Source organism: Caulobacter sp. NIBR1757 (assembly GCF_027912495.1).
Taxonomy (GTDB): domain Bacteria; phylum Pseudomonadota; class Alphaproteobacteria; order Caulobacterales; family Caulobacteraceae; genus Caulobacter.
Map to the genome: position 1 here is coordinate 1,733,435 of NZ_CP115463.1, position 17,818 is coordinate 1,751,252.

A 17,818-nucleotide genomic window follows, 5' to 3' on the forward strand; every position below is an offset into this window, starting at 1 on the left:
GCTGCCTAGGGTCCCTCCTTAGTTGCGTTGGGGGGATTGGTCCGTGGCCTTTGAAGATCAGCTTTCGTTCGACTGGGCGTCCAGCGAGCCGGTGGACCTGCGTCCCGACGCGGACCAGGCGGCGCAAAGCTATCTGATCCGCCTGGCGGATCCGGAAAGCCGGGTCCAGGCCGATGGGGCCGAGACCGTGCGCGTCGCCCGGCCGGCGGTCGAATTCGCCCAGCCGTCCGACTTCCTTGAGCCGCTGCTGTACGGGGCGCTGAAATTCGCCCCGAGCCAGGGCGAGGGCCCGCAGGCGGCCGGCAAACCCTCCCTGACCTATGCCCAGGCGGGCCAGCAACTGACCCGCGACAACCTGAGCTGGAACGGTCAGGGCCACATCGGCCAGAGCGCGACCATCTGGGTCAGTTTCATGCTGGACAGGCCGTCCTACGCCTCGACCGAGGGCATCAATGGCTTCTCGCTGTTCAGCGCCGCCCAGCGGACGGCGGCCAGCCGGGCCCTCACCGCCTGGGCCGATGTCGCCGACATCAACTTCGTCTACATGGATGGGCCGAGCACCTACTCCAACACCGGCATGATCCGGTTCGCCAACTACAGCGACGCGACCGACGGCACGGCCGGCTTCGCCTACATGCCCGAGGGCCTTGTGCCGTTCGGTGACGAGATGTCCGGGGATGTCTGGATCAACCGTGGCTATCCCGAGTACACGGAGCTGGCCAACGGCGAATCCGGCATGCTCACCCTGATCCACGAGATCGGCCATGCCATCGGCCTGGACCATCCGGGCGACTACAACGGCGGTAATCCCAGCTACGCCGGCAGCGCCGAGTATCTCGAGGACAGCAACCAGTACACGGTGATGAGCTACTTCTACGAGTACGAGACAGGCGCCGATTTCGGCCCGCTGTACCCGGCCACCACCATGCTGCACGACATCGCCGCGGCCCAGCGGCTGTACGGCGCCAACACCACCACCCGCACCGGCGACACCACCTACGGCTTCAACTCCAACGCCCAGCGCAGCTGGTTCAGCGCCGACGGCGGCGCCGCCCTGATCTTCGCGGTCTGGGACGCCGGCGGCGTCGATACCTTCGACTTCTCCGGCTATGCGCAGAACCAGCTCATCGACCTGCGTCAGACGGCCTTCTCGAACGTCGGCGGCCTGAAGGGCAATGTCGCCATCGCCCTGGGCGTGGTCATCGAGAACGCCGACGGCGGCTCGGGGGCCGACACCATGTTCGGCAATGACGCGGCCAATATCCTGCGCGGCGGGGCCGGGGCCGATATCCTGCGCGGCCTGGGTGGCGACGACACCCTGACCGGCGGCGACGGGGCCGACCTCTTCCACGTCACGGTCGGCGGCGGCGCCGACACCATCACCGACTTCTCCCTCGGCACGGACCTGCTCGACATCAGCGAGTTCGGCGTCTGGGTCAGCAAGGCCCAGTCCGGCGCCGACGCGCTGCTCTCCTTCGCCGGCGGCGTCACCGTGCTGTTGCGCAACGTCCTGGCCAGCGCCGTGACCCTGACCAGCATCGCCGGCTATGCCCCGCCGATCGAGGGCACGGCGGCCGCCGAGACCCTCAGTGGCGGCGGCGGCAAGGACTCGATCCGCGGCCTCGGCGGCGACGACATCCTGAACGGCCTGGCGGGCGACGACCTGCTGGAAGGCGGCGACGGGATCGACACCCTGCGCGGCGGCGATGACAAGGACAGGCTGCTCGGCGACGCCGGGGACGACGCCCTGCTCGGCGAGGCCGGCGACGACCGCCTGATCGGCGGCGCGGGCAACGACACCCTGACCGGCGGGGCCGGCAAGGATGTCTTCGTCGTCGAGCTGAACGGCGGCGCCGACAGCATTACCGACTTCAGCACCACCGACGACAAGATCGACATCACCGCCTTCGGCTACTGGCGGACCGTGACCCAGACGGGCGGCCATACCCTGTTCACCTTCGACAGCGGGGTGACGCTGCGGCTGGTGGGCGCGACGCCGACGCTGGCCGACGCCCTGTTCATCGGCAAGACCGCGCCGCCCTCGGTGGTGCTGGACGGCTCGGCCGCCGGCGAGACCCTGACAGGCGACAGCTGGAATGACGTGCTGCGCGGCCTGGGTGGCGACGATACGCTCAACGGCCTGGACGGCGACGACCAGCTGGACGGCGGCGATGCCAACGACACCCTCTACGGCGGGGCCGGTTGGGACATCCTGAAGGGCGGGGCAGGGGACGACATCCTCGATGCCGGCATCGACCTGGGCCAGGACGACCTGAGCGGCGGGATCGGCGACGACACCTACTACCTGAGCATGGGTGACCGGGCCATCGAGTGGGGCGGCGAGGGGATCGACACGGTCCATACCGACGCCAACGGCTACACCCTGGAAGCCAACATCGAGAACGGCGTCGCGACCGCGGCCAACATCATCTACGGCAACAACCTCGCCAACGTCCTGACCGGCAGCGCCCTGGCCAACAGCCTGGAAGGCAGGGGGGGCGAGGACATCCTCCGGGGCATGGGCGGCAACGACAACCTGTTCGGCGGCCTGGGCAACGACATCATCTACGGCGGCGACGGCAACGACGGCATGCACGGCAACGAGGGGGTCGACATCCTCTACGGCGAGGCCGGCAACGACGGCATGTACGGCATGGAGGGCGGCGACCGCATGTTCGGCGGTGACGGCGCCGACGTGATGAACGGCGGCCTGGACGCCGACGAGATGCACGGCGGGACCGGCAACGACGAGCTGACCGGCGACGCCGGCGCCGACATGATCTTCGGCGACGACGGTGACGACATCATCATCGGCGGCGGCTCGAACGACAGTCTGATAGGCGGCGCGGGCGCCGACCGGTTCGTCTTCGAGGCCGGGTCCGGCGCCGACACCATCTCGGTCTTCGAACTGGGCGTTGACCAGATCGATGTCACCGCCTTCGGGACCTACCAGTCCATCGTCCAGGTCGGGGACGACACGCTGGTGACCATCGCCAGCGGCGTGACGGTCAAGCTGTTCAATCTCCAGGCTCACCTTCTGACGAGCAACAACTTCCGGGGCCTGGTCGGCGCGCCGCCACCGCCGCCCCCTCCTCCTCCTCCGCCACCGCCCCCTCCGCCGCCGCCGCCGCCGCCCACGGGCGGGGTGGTCCCGGGTGATCAGGCGACCCTGACCGGCACGGCCGGGGCCAACACGATCAACGGCACGGACCTGTGGGAGACCATCCAGGGCCTGGAAGGCAATGACACGCTCAATGGCCTCGGCGGTTCCGACAAGCTCGAGGGCGGCGCCGGAGCCGACAAAATGTTCGGCGGCGACGGCGACGACGTGCTGGTCGGCGCGGCCGGGCAGGACACCCTGACCGGCGGGGCCGGCGCGGACATCTTCGTCATCGGCCTGGGCGACGGCGCCAACACCATCACCGACTTCGTCTCGGGCGTGGACAGGATCGACGTCAGCGCCTTCGGAGCCATCGCCTCCAAGAGCCAGCTGGCGGCCGGCGCCAAGGTCGTCTTCTCGGACGGCTCCTACGTCACCCTGACCGGCGTGCAGGCCTCCAGCCTGACCAACGCCGACTTCATCGGCCTGAGCGCACCGCCGCCCCCACCGCCGCCCCCACCCCCGCCTCCGCCTCCGCCGCCGCCGCCTCCGCCGCCAACCGTTCCGCCGGGGTTCGACCAGCTCCTGGTCGGAACCAGCAGCGGCGACAGCCTCAACGGCTCGGAGCTGCGCGACCTCATGCAGGGTCTCGACGGGCCAGACCTGCTTAACGGGAGCCTGGGCAATGACAGGCTGGAGGGCGGCGCCGGGGACGACACCCTCCGGGGCCTCGGCGATGACGACGTGCTGGTCGGCGGAGCCGGGAACGACATCCTGAACGGCGGACCGGGACGCGACACCTATGTGTTCGGGCCGGGCGACGGCGCCGATACCGTTGAGGGCTTCGACTGGTCCGAGGATCTCCTCGATCTGACGGCCGTGGGCGGCTACAGCGGCATGACCCAGGTCGGCAACAACCTGCTTTTCACCCTGACGGGCGGTGGCACGGTGACCCTGGTGAACTTCTACGAGGTTTGGGTCAGCTACACGATGTTCGTCCGACCGGTCGTGGCGGGCATCGATCTGAACGGAACCGCCGACGGGGAGACCTTGACCGGCACGGGCGGCAACGACCGGCTGGATGGTCTCGGCGGCGCCGACCTCATCATCGGCGGGGTCGGGGACGACCTGTTGACCGGCGGGGCCGGCGCGGATGTCTTCGTCATCCGCCCGGGAGACGGCATCGACAAGATCACCGACTTCAACGCCGCCGAGGGCGACAAGATCTGGCTGGACGGCTTCTCCAGCTCCGGGTCGCAGGCCGAGGGCGGCAACGTCCGGATTCGCTTGACGGACGGCACACAGGTCGAAGTCGTCGGCGCCACGCTGGCATCGATGAGCGGCGCGATCACCTTCCAGAACCCGAGCCCGCCTCCACCTCCGCCTCCGCCGCCTCCGCCTCCGCCTCCGGCCGGACCCGGTTCGGAACGGACGCTGGTGGGGACGATCGGGGCCAACACCCTGAACGGGGACGACCGCTGGGACCTCATCCAGGGCCTCGACGGCAACGATAGCCTCAACGGCCTGGGCGGTTCCGACCGCCTCGAAGGCGGCCTCGGGGCCGACAAGCTGTTTGGTGGTGAGGGCGACGATGTGCTGGTCGGTGGGGCCGGGCAGGACACCCTGACCGGCGGGGCCGGCGCCGACATCTTCGTGCTGGCCACCGGCGATGGCGCCAATACCATCGCCGACTTCCAGGACGGCGCCGACCTGATCGACATCTCCGGCTACGGCGGCGTCTACAGCTCCATCGTCCAGATGGCGGCCGGCGCGAAGGTGGTGTTTGCCGACGGCGGCTACGTGACCCTGACCGGCATGCAGGCCGGCAACCTGAGCGCGGCCGACTTCATCACTGGCGTCAGCCCGCCGCCACCACCACCACCACCACCACCACCACCGCCGCCTCCGCCTCCGCCCCCACCGCCGCCTCCGTCGGAGCCCGGTTCGGAGCGCACGCTGGTCGGTACGATCGGGGCCAACACGCTGAACGGCGACGACCGCTGGGATACGATCCAGGGCCTCGATGGCAACGACACCCTCAACGGCCTTGGTGGTTCCGATCGTCTCGAAGGCGGGCTCGGCGCCGACAGGCTCAACGGCGGCGACGGCGACGACATCCTCATCGGCAGCGCGGGTCAGGACACCCTGGCCGGCGGGGCGGGCGCGGACATCTTCGTGCTGGGTCTGGGCGACGGGGCGACCAACACCATCGCCGACTTCCAGGACGGGATCGACCGCATCGATGTCACCGCCTTCGGCGGCTACAGTTCGATCGTCCAACTGGCCGGCGGGGCCAAGGTCATCTTCGCCGACGGCAGCTCCGTCACCCTGACCGGCATCCAGGCGACCAGCCTCAGCGCAGCCGACTTCATCGGTCTGCCAAGCCCGATGCCGGTCGAGGCGCCCAAGGACGGCTGGTTCCTTTAAGGCCGAAGGGGAGGGCGCTGGTCCTCCCCGACGCGCTCCACAGCCTGCCAACACGCTGTTCCACTTTCCACTTGCCTGTGGAACAAAACGGGAATAGGAACAAACCCGGAACTTGAACCGGGGAGGCTCGAATGGCCAAGATTGCTCGTGAAACCCTCGCTCTGGCGTCGGTGGTCAGCTTTGTGTGGATGATGTGCTCGCTGGCCTATGTCGCGGCCTGAGTCGGTCTTAAGGATGAACCCGCAGTAGGCGGAGGTTGAACGTAGGTGATGGCGGATCTGGCGAACGGCTTTGTCCATTTGCGGGTGCGCTCGGCCTACAGCCTGCTGGAAGGGGCCATCAAGGCCGACAAGACGCCGAAGCTGGCCGCCGCCGAGGGCATGCCGGCCATCGGCATCGCCGACCGGGCCAACCTGTTCGGCGCTCTCGAATTCTCCGTCGCCGCCAAGGAGGCGGGTGTGCAGCCGCTGGTCGCCTGCGCGCTGCCGGTGACCGGCATCGGCGAAGGGCCGCCCGAACGTTGGGCCCGGACCCCGACCCTGACGCTGATCGCGCAGAACGAGCGCGGCTATCTCAACCTCTCGGAACTCAGTTCTTCGGCTTATCTGGACATCGACGCGGTGTCCGAGCCCTCGGTGCCCTGGAGCAAGATCGCCGCCCACAGCGAGGGGCTGATCCTGCTGTCCGGTGGCACGGACGGCCCGATCGATCCGCTGTTCGCCGCCGGCAAGACCGCCGAGGGTGAGGCGACGCTGGCCGCCATGAGGTCCGTGTTCGGCGACCGCTTCTATGTCGAGCTGCAACGCCATGGCCTGCCGCAGCAGGCGGCGGCCGAACCGGGGCTGGTCGCCTGGGCCTACGCTCACGACGTGCCGCTGGTCGCCACCAACGACGTCTACTATCCCGACAAGTCGATGCATGAGGCGCATGATGCCCTGCTGTGCATCTCCGACGGCGCCTTCGTCGGCCAGGACGAGCGGCGGCGGGTGACGGCCGAGCACTATTTCAAGACCGCCGCCGAGATGCGGGCCCTGTTCAACGACCTGCCGGAGGCCTGCGACCAGACGCTGGAGATCGCTCGCCGCTGCGCCTTCATGGTCAAGAAGCGTGATCCGATCCTGCCGCGCTTCGACACCGGCGCGGGCCGCAGCGAGCCAGACGAACTTGCTCATCAGGCGCGCGAGGGCCTGAAGGCCCGGCTGGCCACGGTCGAGTTGGCCGCGCCGGAGGAAGACTACTGGGCCCGCCTCGAGTTCGAGGTGAAGATCATCCAGCAGATGGGGTTCTCCGGCTACTTCCTGATCGTCTCGGACTTCATCAAATGGGCCAAGGCGCATGGGATTCCGGTGGGCCCGGGGCGGGGGTCGGGCGCCGGTTCGCTTGTCGCCTGGTCGCTGACCATCACGGGCCTCGATCCTCTGCGGTTCGGCCTGCTGTTCGAGCGCTTTCTCAATCCGGAGCGGGTCTCGATGCCCGACTTCGATATCGACTTCTGTCAGGAACGACGGGGCGAGGTGATCACCTACGTCCAACAGAAGTACGGCGACGACAAAGTCGCCCAGATCATCACCTTCGGCACCCTGCAGGCCCGCGCCGTGGTCCGCGACGTCGGCCGGGTGATGCAGCTGTCCCTGGGCCTGGTCGATCGTCTGGCCAAGATGATCCCCAACAACCCGGCCAATCCCACGACCCTGGCCCAGGCGATCGAGATTGAGCCGCGCCTGAAACAGGCGCGGGACGAGGACGAGCAGGTCGCCATGTGCCTGAACGTCGCCCTGCGGCTGGAGGGGCTGTACCGCAACGCCTCGACCCACGCCGCCGGGGTGGTCATCGGCGACCGGCCGCTGGTCGAGCTGACGCCGCTGTACAAGGACCCGCGCTCGGACCTGCCGGCCACCCAGTTCAACATGAAGTGGGTCGAAAGCGCCGGTCTGGTGAAGTTTGACTTCCTGGGCCTGAAGACCCTGACGGTCATTGACCGGGCCCTCAAGCACATGGCCAAGCGCGGGGCGGCGATCGATATCGAGGCCCTGACCCTCGACGACGCCGCCTCCTACGAGTTGATGAGCTCGGGCCAGACGGTCGGGGTGTTCCAGCTGGAAAGCCAGGGCATGCGCGACACCCTGCGCAAGCTGCGGCCGGGGAGCCTGGAAGAGGTCACCGCCATCATCTCGCTCTATCGGCCGGGGCCGATGGACAACATCGACAGCTTCGTCGACTGCAAGTTCGGCCGCAAACCCATCGACTATCTTCACCCGACCCTGGAGGCGGTGCTGAAGGAGACCTATGGCATCGTCGTCTACCAGGAACAGGTGATGCAGATCGCCCAGATCCTGGCCGGCTACAGCCTGGGCGACGCCGACCTGCTGCGCCGCGCCATGGGCAAGAAGAAGCCCGAGGAGATGGCCGCCCAGAAGGTCCGCTTCGTGGCCGGGGCCGAGACCAAGGGCGTCGATCCGAACCAGGCCCGGTCGATCTTCGATCTGGTCGAGAAGTTCGCCGGCTACGGCTTCAACAAGTCCCACGCCGCCGCCTATGCGCTGATCAGCTACCAGACCGCCTGGCTGAAGGCCAACGCGCCGGTCGAGTTCATGGCCGCCTCCATGAGCCTCGACATCTCCAACACCGACAAGCTGGCGGTCTTCTACCAGGATGCCCGCCGCTCCGGTGTGCCGGTGCGGGCTCCGGACGTGAACCGCTCGGGCGCCGACTTCGAGGTCGAGGACGGCGAGGTGCTCTATGCCCTGGGCGCGGTGCGCAACGTCGGCCTTTCGGCGATGGAACACCTGGTCGAGGTGCGCAACGAGGGCGGGCCGTTCAAGGACATCTTCGACGTCGTCGAGCGGCTCGATCCCAAGCAGGTCAACAAGCGGGCGCTCGAGGGCCTGGCGCGGGCCGGGGCCTTCGACAGCATCCATCCCAGCCGCGGTCAGATCGTCGCCGCCGCCGATGTGCTGATCGCCCACGGCCAGAGCCTGGCCGCCGACCGCGCCTCTTCGCAGGTCAGTCTGTTCGGCGGCGACCAGTCGGAGGCCTCGCGTCCGCGCCTGCCCAAGGTCGAGCCCTGGGACCAGATCCGCCGCCTCGACGAGGAACTGGCCGCTGTCGGCTTCTATCTGACCGGTCACCCGCTGGAGGACATGGTCAAGGTTCTGCAGCGCCGCCGGGTCACCCTGCTGCAGGACGCCCTGCCTGAGGCCGAGGCCGGCCGCGACGCCTTCAAGATGGCCGGCATCGTGCGCCGTCGCCAGGAACGGGCCAGCCAGAGCGGCGACAAGTTCGCCTTCGTCTCGATGTCGGACCCGACCGGGGAGTACGAGGTGCTGTTCCCGCCCGAGTCCTTGCGCAAATGCCGCGACATTCTGGAGCCCGGCAAGGCGGTTGTCATTCGGGTGAGGGCCAAGTCCAAGGACGGCGAGGTCCGCTTCTTCGGCGACGACGCCGAGCCGGTCGACCAGTCCCTCGAGGCGGTGGCGGCGGGGCTGCGGGTGCACATCTCCTCTGGCTCGGCCGAGATCGACAGCCTGAAGCAGCGCCTGACCCGGGCCGCGTCCCAACGCGGCGGCGAGGTGATCCTCGTGGCCGGCATCGGCGGCGGCCGCGAGATCGAGATGAAGCTGCCCGGGTTCTACTCGCTGGACGCGTCGCTGCGCGGCGCGCTGAAGACGGCGCCGGGCGTGGCCTACCTGGAAGACGTTTAGGCGGCGGGAACCAGCCGCAGCCGGTCCGCCGCCACCGGCCGACCGTCAGGATCGACGAGCGCCAGCTGCAGGGCGCTTCCGCCGTCGGCCTCGACCGCTGCGGCCCCCGGCGGTCGCCGGCGCAGCCAGCGGTCGCCCCAGGCCATCAAGCCCAGCAGAGGGAGGGCGAGGTCCCGGCCGCAGGCGGTCAGCCTGTATTCGTGCCGCTCCCGCCGCCCCGGTTCCCGATAGGCGACCTTCTCCAGCACGCCCGCGTCGCAGAGGGCCCTCAACCGGTCGCTGAGCGCTGCCCGGGGCGCGCCGAGATCGGAAGCCAGATCGTCGAAGCGCGCCACCCCGTAGAAGGCCTCCCGGATCACCAGCAGGGTCCAGCGGTCGCCGAGCAGGTCGCTGGCGGCGGCCAGGCCACAGTCTTCGCAGGAGACCGGCGCGCGGCGGACCGGTTCGGGAAAGGATGGGTTTGACATTTGAACCTAGGTAGGCGAACAAGAGCTAGGTTCAAAATCGGAATCCAGCTATGACCTTTCTCGCGCTCGTCCTCGTCTTCAAGATTCTCGGCAGCCTGCCGCTGATCGCCGGCCCGCTGCTGCTCGCTTCGCCGGAGCGGCTCGGCCGCGGCGTGGCGCTGCCGGCGGCGATGGTGGCGACCTTCCGGCTGTATGGCGTGTCGATCCTGGCCGTGCTGGTCGGATACGGCTACGGCCTGTGGCTGATCGGGCAGGGGCAGTATCCTTGGGGCGTGGTGGCCATGGGCCTCGTCTCAAACTTCGGCGGCGCGGCGATCATGTGGCGCACCGGCGGCTGGCGGCGCTCGCAGACCACTTTCGGCTTCATCCTCACGGTCGGAACGCTGCTGGTCGTGTCGGCGGTCCTGCAGTCCTTCGGGGCCGGCTGACCGCGCCCGCTTGCATTTCCGCCCAATCCCGACTATCTCCCCCGCCCATCACGCACGCGGGCGTTCGGGCTGGCCGGGGAGACATCCCGACCGATCCGTTCCGGTCCTGACCAACCGGTCGGGAATTGCCCGCGGAGGCGACAACCGGAAAAAGGATCCGATACAGACATGGCTCTGCCTGAATTCTCCATGCGCCAGCTCCTCGAAGCCGGCGCCCACTTCGGCCACCAGACCCACCGCTGGAACCCGAAGATGGACCGCTACATCTTCGGTTCGCGCTCGAACATCCACATCATCGACCTGTCGCAGTCGATTCCGCTCCTGCACCAGGCCCTGGTGAAGGTGCGTGAAGTCGCCGCCGCCGGCGGCCGCGTGCTGTTTGTCGGCACCAAGCGCCAGGCGTCCGACCCGGTGGCCGAAGCCGCCAAGCGTTGCGCCCAGTACTACGTGAACCACCGCTGGCTCGGCGGCACCCTGACCAACTGGCGCACCATCTCGGGCTCGATCGCCCGTCTGCGCGAGCTGGAAGGCCTGCTCGGCGGCGAAGGTCAGGGCCGGGGCAAGAAGGAACGCCTCAGCCTGCAGCGCGAAATGGACAAGCTTGAACTGTCGCTCGGCGGCATCAAGGCCATGGGCGGCATTCCCGACATCATGTTCGTGATCGACACCAACAAGGAAGCGATTGCGATCCAGGAAGCGCGCAAGCTGAACATCCCGGTCATCGCGATCCTGGACACCAACTGCGATCCGGACGGCATCACCTTCCCGATCCCGGGCAACGATGACGCCGCCCGCGCCATCCAGCTGTACGTCGACCTGATCGCCGACGCCGTCCTCGACGGCATGGCCGCCGGTCAGGCCGCCTCGGGCGTCGATCTCGGCGCCCAGATCGCGCCGATGGAACCGACCCTGGCCCGCGAACTGACCCCTGAGCCGGTGGCTGAAGAAGCCGCCGCGCCCGTCGCCGAAGAAGCCCCGGCCGCTGAAGCCGCTGCTCCGGAAGCCGTCGCCGAGGAGGCTCCCGCCGCCGAAGCCGCTGCTGAAGAAGCCCCGGCCGAAGAAGCCAACTGATTTCGGAGCCCTCCCGGCGCTCCGGGAGGGACCTGAACAATCCCTTCCGCAGCCGGGCCCTCAAAGGCCCGGCTGCATCCTTATTTAGAGAACTCGAACTGGAGGACTGAACATGGCGGAAGTCACCGCTGCCCTCGTCAAGGAACTGCGCGAAAAGTCCGGCGCTGGCATGATGGACTGCAAGAAGGCCCTCGTCGAAAACGACGGCAACATGGAACAGGCCACCGACTGGCTGCGCTCCAAGGGGCTGTCCAAGGCCGCCAAGAAGGCCGACCGCGCCGCCGCTGAAGGCCTGGTCGCCGTGGCCCTGAAGAGCGACGGCGCCGGCATGACCGGCGCGGTCATCGAGCTGAACGCCGAAACCGACTTCGTGGCCCGCAACGACCTGTTCCAGGCCGCCGCCCGCAAGGTCGCGGCTGTCGCCCTCGGCACCGACGGCGACGTCGACGCCGTGCGCGCCGCCAAGACCGCCGACGGTGAAGTCGTCTCGGACATGGTCACCAACCTGATCGCCACCATCGGCGAGAACATGGCCGTGCGCCGCTCGGCCCGGTTCAGCGTCGCCAAGGGCTCGGTCTCGGCCTACGTCCACAACGCCGTCGCCCCGGAACTGGGCAAGATCGGCGTGCTGGTCGCTCTGGAAGGCGATGGCGATCAAGCCACGCTGCAGGAGCTGGGCCGCAAGATCGCCATGCACGTGGCCGCCACCAACCCGCTGTCGCTGTCGTCGGAAGACCTCGACCCGGCGGCCGTGGAGCGTGAGCGCGCCGTGCTGACCGAGAAGGCCAAGGAAGAAGGCCGGCCGGAAAACATGATCGCCAAGATCGTCGACGGCCAGATCTCCAAGTTCCAGCGTGAAGTCGTGCTGCTCGAGCAGCCCTTCGTCATGAACCCCGACCAGACCATCAAGGCGCTGGTCGCCGAAGCCGGCGCGACCATCAAGGGTTTCGTCCGTCTGGGCCTGGGTGAAGGCGTCGAAAAGGCCGAAGCGCCGGACTTCGCCGCTGAAGTGGCCTCGATGACCGGCGGGAACTGATCCGTCTGTCACCCGACTTAAAGAGGGCGCTCCCGGCTGACGCTGGGGGCGCCCTTGGTTTATGTAGATTTCCCGACTCAGGTGAGGGCCCTTTGGCATGACCAAGCTGCGTTACAAGAAGGTGCTTCTGAAGGTTTCGGGCGAGGTGCTGATGGGCGAGACCGCCTTCGGCATCGACATGCCCACGGTCGAGGCCGTGGCTGAAGACATCAAACAGGTGGTCGAGGCCGGCGTCGAGCTCAGCCTGGTGATCGGCGGCGGCAACATCTTCCGCGGCATGGCCGGCGCCGCCAAGGGCATGGAACGGGCCAGCGCCGACTACATGGGCATGCTGGCCACGGTCATGAACGCCCTGGCCATGCAGGACGCGCTGGAGCGCATCGGGGTGCAGACCCGGGTGCAGTCGGCCATCCCCATGCCCACCGTCTGCGAGCCGCTGATCCGTCGGCGGGCCCAGCGGCATCTGGAAAAGGGCAGGGTGGTGATCTTCGCCGCCGGCACCGGCAACCCCTTCTTCACCACCGACTCCGGCGCGGCCCTGCGGGCGGCGGAGATGCAGAGCGACGCCCTGTTCAAGGGCACCAGCGTCGACGGCGTCTACACGGCCGATCCGAAGAAGGACAAGACCGCCACCCGCTATGACCGCCTGACCTATCACGACGTGCTGGCCAAGGACCTGAAGGTCATGGACGCGTCCGCGATCAGCCTGATGCGCGAGAACAAGATCCCCATCGTGGTGTTCTCGATCCGCGAGCGCGGCAACCTGCTGAAGGTGCTGCACGGCCAGGGCGTGCACACGGTGATCACCGAAGACTCCTGATATACAAACCTGTTCACGTGAAAACCGCGCGGCGGCTTGACGGGATTTGAAGACCTGTCCGCTATCGTCGCCGGTGAAAAGAGGAAGTGAAGACCATGGCCAGTGGCGAAAAGCCCGTTGTAGCGACCTATGCCAGCCGGATGGACAAGGCGGTCGCCGCCCTGAAGGAAGAATTCAGCAGCCTGCGCACCGGCCGCGCCTCGGCCGGCCTGCTCGACCAGGTGATGGTCGAGGCCTACGGCAACACCGTGCCGCTCAACACCGTCGCTTCGGTCAGCGTCCCCGAGCCGCGCTCGATCAGCGTCAACATCTGGGACAAGGGCGTCGTCGTCTCGGTCGAGAAAGCCATCCGCTCGGCGGGCCTGGGCCTCAACCCGGTGGTCGAGGGCACCAACCTGCGCATTCCGATCCCGCCGCTGACCGAAGAGCGCCGCAAGGACCTGGCCAAGATCGCCGGCAAATACGCCGAGCAGCAGAAGATCGCCGTGCGCAACGTGCGCCGCGACGGCATGGACGATGTCAAGAAGGCCCAGAAGGACTCGGTGATCACCGAGGACGAGCAGAAGAAGCTCGAGGCCGGCCTCCAGAAGGCCACCGACGAGCATGTCGCCAAGATCGACGAAGCCTTGAAAATCAAGGAACAAGAGATCATGCAGGTCTGATTGTCCGGATGCGCGCGGGACTCCGGATGAGACAGGGAAAGTGATGCCCCCAAAGGATGGCGTACAACAGCGGGGTCAGGTCCCGGCCGGCGATCCGGGCGTGAGCCGGGATGGCGGCCTGCACGTCGCCATCATCATGGACGGCAACGGCCGCTGGGCGAAGCGCCGTGGGCTGCCGCGCACCCTGGGCCACCGCGAGGGCGTCAAGGCGCTGCGGCGCACGGTCGAGGGGGCGCCGGACATCGGCGTCTCCACCCTGACAGTGTTCGGCTTCTCGACCGAGAACTGGCGTCGGCCGATGACCGAAGTCAGTGAGTTGATGAACCTGCTCAAGGCCTATGTCGAAAGCGACCTCGACCGCCTGGCCCGCGAAGGGGTAAAGGTCACCATCCTTGGCCGCCGGACCGGCCTGCGTCCCGACATCCTCGAGATCATCGAGCGGGCCGAGCGTCGCACCGAAAACAACACCCGCTTCCGCCTGCAGGTGGCCTTCAACTACGGCGGCCAGGCCGACCTGGTCGATGCGGCCCGCAAGTTCGCCGAGGCCGTGGCCCGGGGCGAGGCCCGTCCTGAAGACCTCGACGAGCAGCTGTTCGAAAGCCATCTGTCGACGGCCGGCGTTCCGACCCCGGACGTCATTGTGCGCACCAGCGGGGAACGGCGCATCTCCAACTTCCTTCTATGGGAATGCGCCTACGCCGAACTCGTCTTCCAGGACGTCTACTGGCCGGACTACGGTCCCGATCACCTCGCCGCCGCGGTCGGGGAATTCCGCTCACGCGAGCGACGCTACGGCGGAGTGACGACCGATGACGTCCTCGCCACCGGCTAAACGGTTCGACTGGAAGAACCTGCGGGTTCGCCTGATCTCCGCCTTCGCCATCATTCCGGCGGTGGCTTTGGCTGTCTGGCTGGGCGGCTGGACCTATACGGTGTTGATCTGCATCGTTGGCGCCCTGCTGGCCCGGGAGTGGGGCCGGCTGGTCGCGCCCTCGGCGCCGATCCGGGTTGGCCTGATCATTGGCGCCAGCGTCCTGGCCGCCATTGTCCTGGCCCATGTCGCCAGCATGGCCAGCCATGCCGGCTGGCCCGGCGCCGAACGCTGGTGGATCGCCGCCTGGGCTTCGATCGTGATCGGCAGCGGCCTGACCACCCTGGTCGCCTTCCGCCTGACCGCCCACGTGCCCGACGCCGCCTACGGGGTCATCTACATCGCCCCGGCCGGTATCGCGATGGTCTGGCTGCGCGACATGCCCGAGGGCGCGCCCTGGACCGTCTATCTGTTCGCCGTCACCTGGTGGACGGACATCATGGCCTACATCTGGGGCAACACCTTCAAGGGACCCAAGCTGTGGCCCCGGTTCTCGCCGAACAAGACCTGGAGCGGCTTCTGGGGCGGGCTGTTCGGGGCCATGCTGACCGGCGCCGTCGTCCTGGCCATCAGCAGCGCCTTCAACCATCCCTTCATCGGCTATCCGGGCGCCATCTTCGTCGGCCTGCTGACCGGTCTGGCGACCAGCGGCGGCGACCTGTGGGAATCGATGCTCAAGCGGCGGTTCGGCGTGAAAGATACCGGCGGCATCATTCCCGGTCACGGCGGCATGTTGGACCGGGTCGACGGGTTGATGTTCGCGGTCATGGTCGTCGCCGCCGCCCGTCTTGTGCAGCACTGGGGTTGGGGAATTTGAGCCGCACCGTCACCATCCTTGGATCCACCGGCTCGATCGGCGTCTCGACCCTCAGCCTGTTCGAGGAATCGCGCGTCGAGGTCGAGATTCTCGCCCTGACCGCCGGTCGCAATGTCGAGAAGCTGGCCGAGCAGGCCCTGAAATGGCGGCCCCGCTTGGCGGTGATCGAGGACGAGACCCTGCTGCCGGTCCTGCGCGAGCGTCTGGCCGGCTCGGGCATCGAGACCGCGGCCGGGACCGGCGCGGTCAGGGCCGCCGCCGAACTTCCCGCCGAGTGGGTGATGTCGGCCATCGTCGGGGCCGCCGGCCTGGCCCCCACCCTGGCCGCCGCCCGACGCGGCGCCATCGTCGCCCTGGCCAACAAGGAAAGCCTGGTCTGCGGCGGCCCGGGCGTACTCGACGTGGCGCGGAAGGCCGGTGGGACGATCATCCCGGTCGATTCCGAGCATTCGGCCATATTTCAAGTGTTGCAGGATCCCTGCCGCGACAAGGTCGCCCGGCTGATTCTCACGGCGTCCGGCGGCCCGTTCCGCACCTGGACCTACGAGGCCATGCGCGCCGCCACGCCCGAACAGGCCGTCGCCCATCCCAACTGGAGCATGGGCGCCAAGATCAGCGTCGATTCGGCGACCATGATGAACAAGGGCCTGGAGATGGTGGAGGCCAGCTATCTGTTCGCCACCCCGGAGAACCAGATCGACATCGTCGTCCATCCGCAGTCCATCATCCATTCGATGGTCGAATACACGGACGGCTCGACATTGGCCCAGCTGGGGCCCCCGGACATGCGCAGTCCGATCGCCTGCGCCTGGGCCTGGCCGGACCGCCTGTCCTGGCCGGCGGCGCCGCTCGACCTGGCGGCCATCGGCCAGCTGACCTTCGAGGCCCCGGACCTCGTGCGATTCCCCGCCATCGCCATCGCCCGCGAAGCGTTGCGCATCGGCGGCCATGCCCCCGCCGCAATGAACGCGGCTAATGAGGTGGCGGTCGGGGCCTTTCTTGACCGCCGTATCGGGTTTCTTGATATTGCCGGGTCCGTCCAGGATACGCTGGATCGCCTCAACGGCGGCGGGGAGCTGGGCGATCAGCCGGGGGGCGACGAACTGGAGGCTGCCATGATCATCGACGCCAGCGCCCGGCGCGTGGCCACCGAGGTCGTCAGTCGCCTCGCCGCCGCGCGCGCGGCTTGAGGGGGCGTTGATGTCGGGCCTCCTCTTTACCCTCACCGCCGTCCTGGCGCTGCTGTTCGTGCTGTCGATCGTCGTGGTCGTTCACGAACTCGGCCACTTCTGGGCCGCCCGCCTGTTCGACACCGCCATCGACCGCTTCTCCGTCGGTTTCGGCAAGCCCATCCTTCACTGGCGCGACAAGCAGGGCGTCCAGTGGCAGATCGCCCAGATCCCGCTCGGCGGCTATGTCCGCTTCGCGGGCGACGACAACGCCGCCAGCGTGCCTGACCAGGACGATCTGGAGAGCCTCCGCCAGGACGTCGCGACAACCGAGGGCGAGGCGGCCCTGAAGCGCTACTTCCATTTCAAGCCGCTGTGGCAGCGGGCGATCATCGTCGCCGCCGGCCCGGTGTCGAACTTCATCCTGGCCATCGTGCTGTTCGCCGCCCTGGCCGTGTCTTTCGGGGTGATCTCGGTCGAGGCCAAGGTTGCAATCCGCAATCCGGCGGGTCCGGGCGCGGTCGCCGGCATTCGCGACGGCGACGTCATCCGGCGGATGAACGGCACGACGATCGCCAACTTCAACGATCTGGTGAACTTCACCCGAACCCATGTCGGCGAACCGGTGCGGGTCGAAGTCCTTCGTGACGGCGCGCCCGTGATCCTGACGGCCGAGCCGACGCTCGAGCAGATGAACGACAAGGTCAGCGGCCACATCAAGGTCGGTTCCCTGGGCCTGCAGACCCACAAGGACGCCAGGGTCGAGCGCCTGCGCCTCAACCCCGTCGAGGCCGTCGCCTACGGCGGCCAGACCACCTGGATGGTGCTCAGCACCACGGTGACCTACCTGGGCCGCGTCATCACCGGCAAACTGCCCGCCGACCAGATCGGCAGCCTGCTGGGAATCGGCAATACGGCCGGCAAGGTGGCCCAGGCCGGCGCCGAGGGCGCGCCCAACGCCGCCTGGGGGCTGCTGGGTTCGGTTGTCTCCCTGCTGGGCCTGGCCGCCTTCCTCTCGGTCAGCGTCGGCTTCATGAACCTTCTGCCGCTGCCGGTTCTCGATGGCGGTCATCTCGTTTTCTACGCCTACGAAGCCGTGGCCCGGCGGCCACTTCCGGCCCGTATCCAGGCCGTTTCATACCGCCTTGGTCTTGCCTTGCTCGTCGGTTTCATGTTGTTCGCCACCTGGAACGACCTCCAGCGGCTGCGTGTGTTCAATTTCCTGGGCGGCCTCTTCTCGTGAGCCCGT

The 17,818-nt window shown here is 68.0% G+C and carries 13 protein-coding genes; 12 read left to right on the top strand and 1 reads right to left on the bottom strand.

The window, feature by feature from the left end; genetic code table 11:
* Nucleotides 1-43 precede the first annotated feature (43 nt).
* The 3 genes from O5I81_RS08390 (at nt 44) to dnaE (ending at nt 9,228) form a co-directional block, all read left to right on the top strand.
* Nucleotides 44-5,527: a M10 family metallopeptidase C-terminal domain-containing protein gene (locus tag O5I81_RS08390; RefSeq protein WP_271068492.1), complete on the top strand. Its 5,484-nt coding sequence runs from the start codon at nt 44-46 to the stop codon at nt 5,525-5,527.
* A 131-nt stretch (nt 5,528-5,658) separates the two neighbouring features.
* Nucleotides 5,659-5,748, top strand: coding sequence for a cell division inhibitor SidA (sidA, locus tag O5I81_RS08395; RefSeq protein ID WP_271068493.1), 90 nt, complete (start codon nt 5,659-5,661; stop codon nt 5,746-5,748).
* A gap of 48 nt (nt 5,749-5,796) precedes the next feature.
* On the top strand, nt 5,797-9,228 hold the full coding sequence (dnaE, locus tag O5I81_RS08400; protein ID WP_271068494.1) for a DNA polymerase III subunit alpha: 3,432 nt from the start codon (nt 5,797-5,799) through the stop codon (nt 9,226-9,228).
* On the opposite strand, the gene O5I81_RS08405 is transcribed toward dnaE, so the two are convergent.
* Nucleotides 9,225-9,695, bottom strand: coding sequence for a helix-turn-helix domain-containing protein (locus O5I81_RS08405; RefSeq protein ID WP_271068495.1), 471 nt, complete (start codon nt 9,693-9,695; stop codon nt 9,225-9,227). The two genes, dnaE and O5I81_RS08405, sit on opposite strands and share 4 nt — an antisense overlap.
* Before the next feature lie 50 nt (nt 9,696-9,745).
* On the opposite strand from O5I81_RS08405, the gene O5I81_RS08410 reads away from it, so the two are divergent.
* From O5I81_RS08410 to O5I81_RS08450, 9 genes are all read left to right on the top strand, one after another.
* Nucleotides 9,746-10,123: a hypothetical protein gene (locus tag O5I81_RS08410; RefSeq protein ID WP_271068496.1), complete on the top strand. Its 378-nt coding sequence runs from the start codon at nt 9,746-9,748 to the stop codon at nt 10,121-10,123.
* Nucleotides 10,124-10,291: 168 nt separating this feature from the next.
* Nucleotides 10,292-11,194: a 30S ribosomal protein S2 gene (gene rpsB / locus O5I81_RS08415; RefSeq protein ID WP_271068497.1), complete on the top strand. Its 903-nt coding sequence runs from the start codon at nt 10,292-10,294 to the stop codon at nt 11,192-11,194.
* A 112-nt stretch (nt 11,195-11,306) separates the two neighbouring features.
* Nucleotides 11,307-12,230, top strand: a complete 924-nt coding sequence (gene tsf / locus O5I81_RS08420; protein ID WP_271068498.1) for a translation elongation factor Ts — start codon at nt 11,307-11,309, stop codon at nt 12,228-12,230.
* 97 nt (nt 12,231-12,327) lie between these two features.
* Nucleotides 12,328-13,050 carry a UMP kinase gene (gene pyrH / locus O5I81_RS08425; protein WP_271068499.1) on the top strand — a complete coding sequence of 241 codons (723 nt, stop codon included), beginning with the start codon at nt 12,328-12,330 and terminating at the stop codon, nt 13,048-13,050.
* 95 nt (nt 13,051-13,145) lie between these two features.
* On the top strand, nt 13,146-13,712 hold the full coding sequence (gene frr / locus O5I81_RS08430) for a ribosome recycling factor (RefSeq protein ID WP_271068500.1): 567 nt from the start codon (nt 13,146-13,148) through the stop codon (nt 13,710-13,712).
* Nucleotides 13,713-13,812: 100 nt separating this feature from the next.
* Entirely contained in the window at nt 13,813-14,544 is a 732-nt protein-coding gene (gene uppS, locus O5I81_RS08435) for a polyprenyl diphosphate synthase (protein ID WP_271068501.1), read from the top strand.
* Nucleotides 14,522-15,400, top strand: a complete 879-nt coding sequence (locus O5I81_RS08440; protein ID WP_271068502.1) for a phosphatidate cytidylyltransferase — start codon at nt 14,522-14,524, stop codon at nt 15,398-15,400. The genes uppS and O5I81_RS08440 overlap by 23 nt, the downstream gene beginning before the upstream one ends.
* Nucleotides 15,388-16,590, top strand: a complete 1,203-nt coding sequence (gene dxr / locus O5I81_RS08445; protein WP_271068503.1) for a 1-deoxy-D-xylulose-5-phosphate reductoisomerase — start codon at nt 15,388-15,390, stop codon at nt 16,588-16,590. The genes O5I81_RS08440 and dxr overlap by 13 nt, the downstream gene beginning before the upstream one ends.
* A 10-nt stretch (nt 16,591-16,600) precedes the next feature.
* Nucleotides 16,601-17,812 carry a M50 family metallopeptidase gene (locus O5I81_RS08450; RefSeq protein ID WP_271068504.1) on the top strand — a complete coding sequence of 404 codons (1,212 nt, stop codon included), beginning with the start codon at nt 16,601-16,603 and terminating at the stop codon, nt 17,810-17,812.
* Nucleotides 17,813-17,818 lie beyond the last annotated feature (6 nt).

What these genes read in the sequence shown, in the direction of transcription:
- O5I81_RS08440 (WP_271068502.1), top strand. Translation starts at nt 14,522, where the DNA reads ATGACGTCCTCGCCACCGGCTAAACGGTTCGACTGGAAGAACCTGCGG.
- dnaE (WP_271068494.1), top strand. Translation starts at nt 5,797, where the DNA reads ATGGCGGATCTGGCGAACGGCTTTGTCCATTTGCGGGTGCGCTCGGCC.
- sidA (WP_271068493.1), top strand. Translation starts at nt 5,659, where the DNA reads ATGGCCAAGATTGCTCGTGAAACCCTCGCTCTGGCGTCGGTGGTCAGC.
- O5I81_RS08405 (WP_271068495.1), bottom strand. Translation starts at nt 9,695, where the DNA reads ATGTCAAACCCATCCTTTCCCGAACCGGTCCGCCGCGCGCCGGTCTCC.
- tsf (WP_271068498.1), top strand. Translation starts at nt 11,307, where the DNA reads ATGGCGGAAGTCACCGCTGCCCTCGTCAAGGAACTGCGCGAAAAGTCC.
- rpsB (WP_271068497.1), top strand. Translation starts at nt 10,292, where the DNA reads ATGGCTCTGCCTGAATTCTCCATGCGCCAGCTCCTCGAAGCCGGCGCC.
- O5I81_RS08450 (WP_271068504.1), top strand. Translation starts at nt 16,601, where the DNA reads ATGTCGGGCCTCCTCTTTACCCTCACCGCCGTCCTGGCGCTGCTGTTC.
- frr (WP_271068500.1), top strand. Translation starts at nt 13,146, where the DNA reads ATGGCCAGTGGCGAAAAGCCCGTTGTAGCGACCTATGCCAGCCGGATG.
- pyrH (WP_271068499.1), top strand. Translation starts at nt 12,328, where the DNA reads ATGACCAAGCTGCGTTACAAGAAGGTGCTTCTGAAGGTTTCGGGCGAG.
- O5I81_RS08410 (WP_271068496.1), top strand. Translation starts at nt 9,746, where the DNA reads ATGACCTTTCTCGCGCTCGTCCTCGTCTTCAAGATTCTCGGCAGCCTG.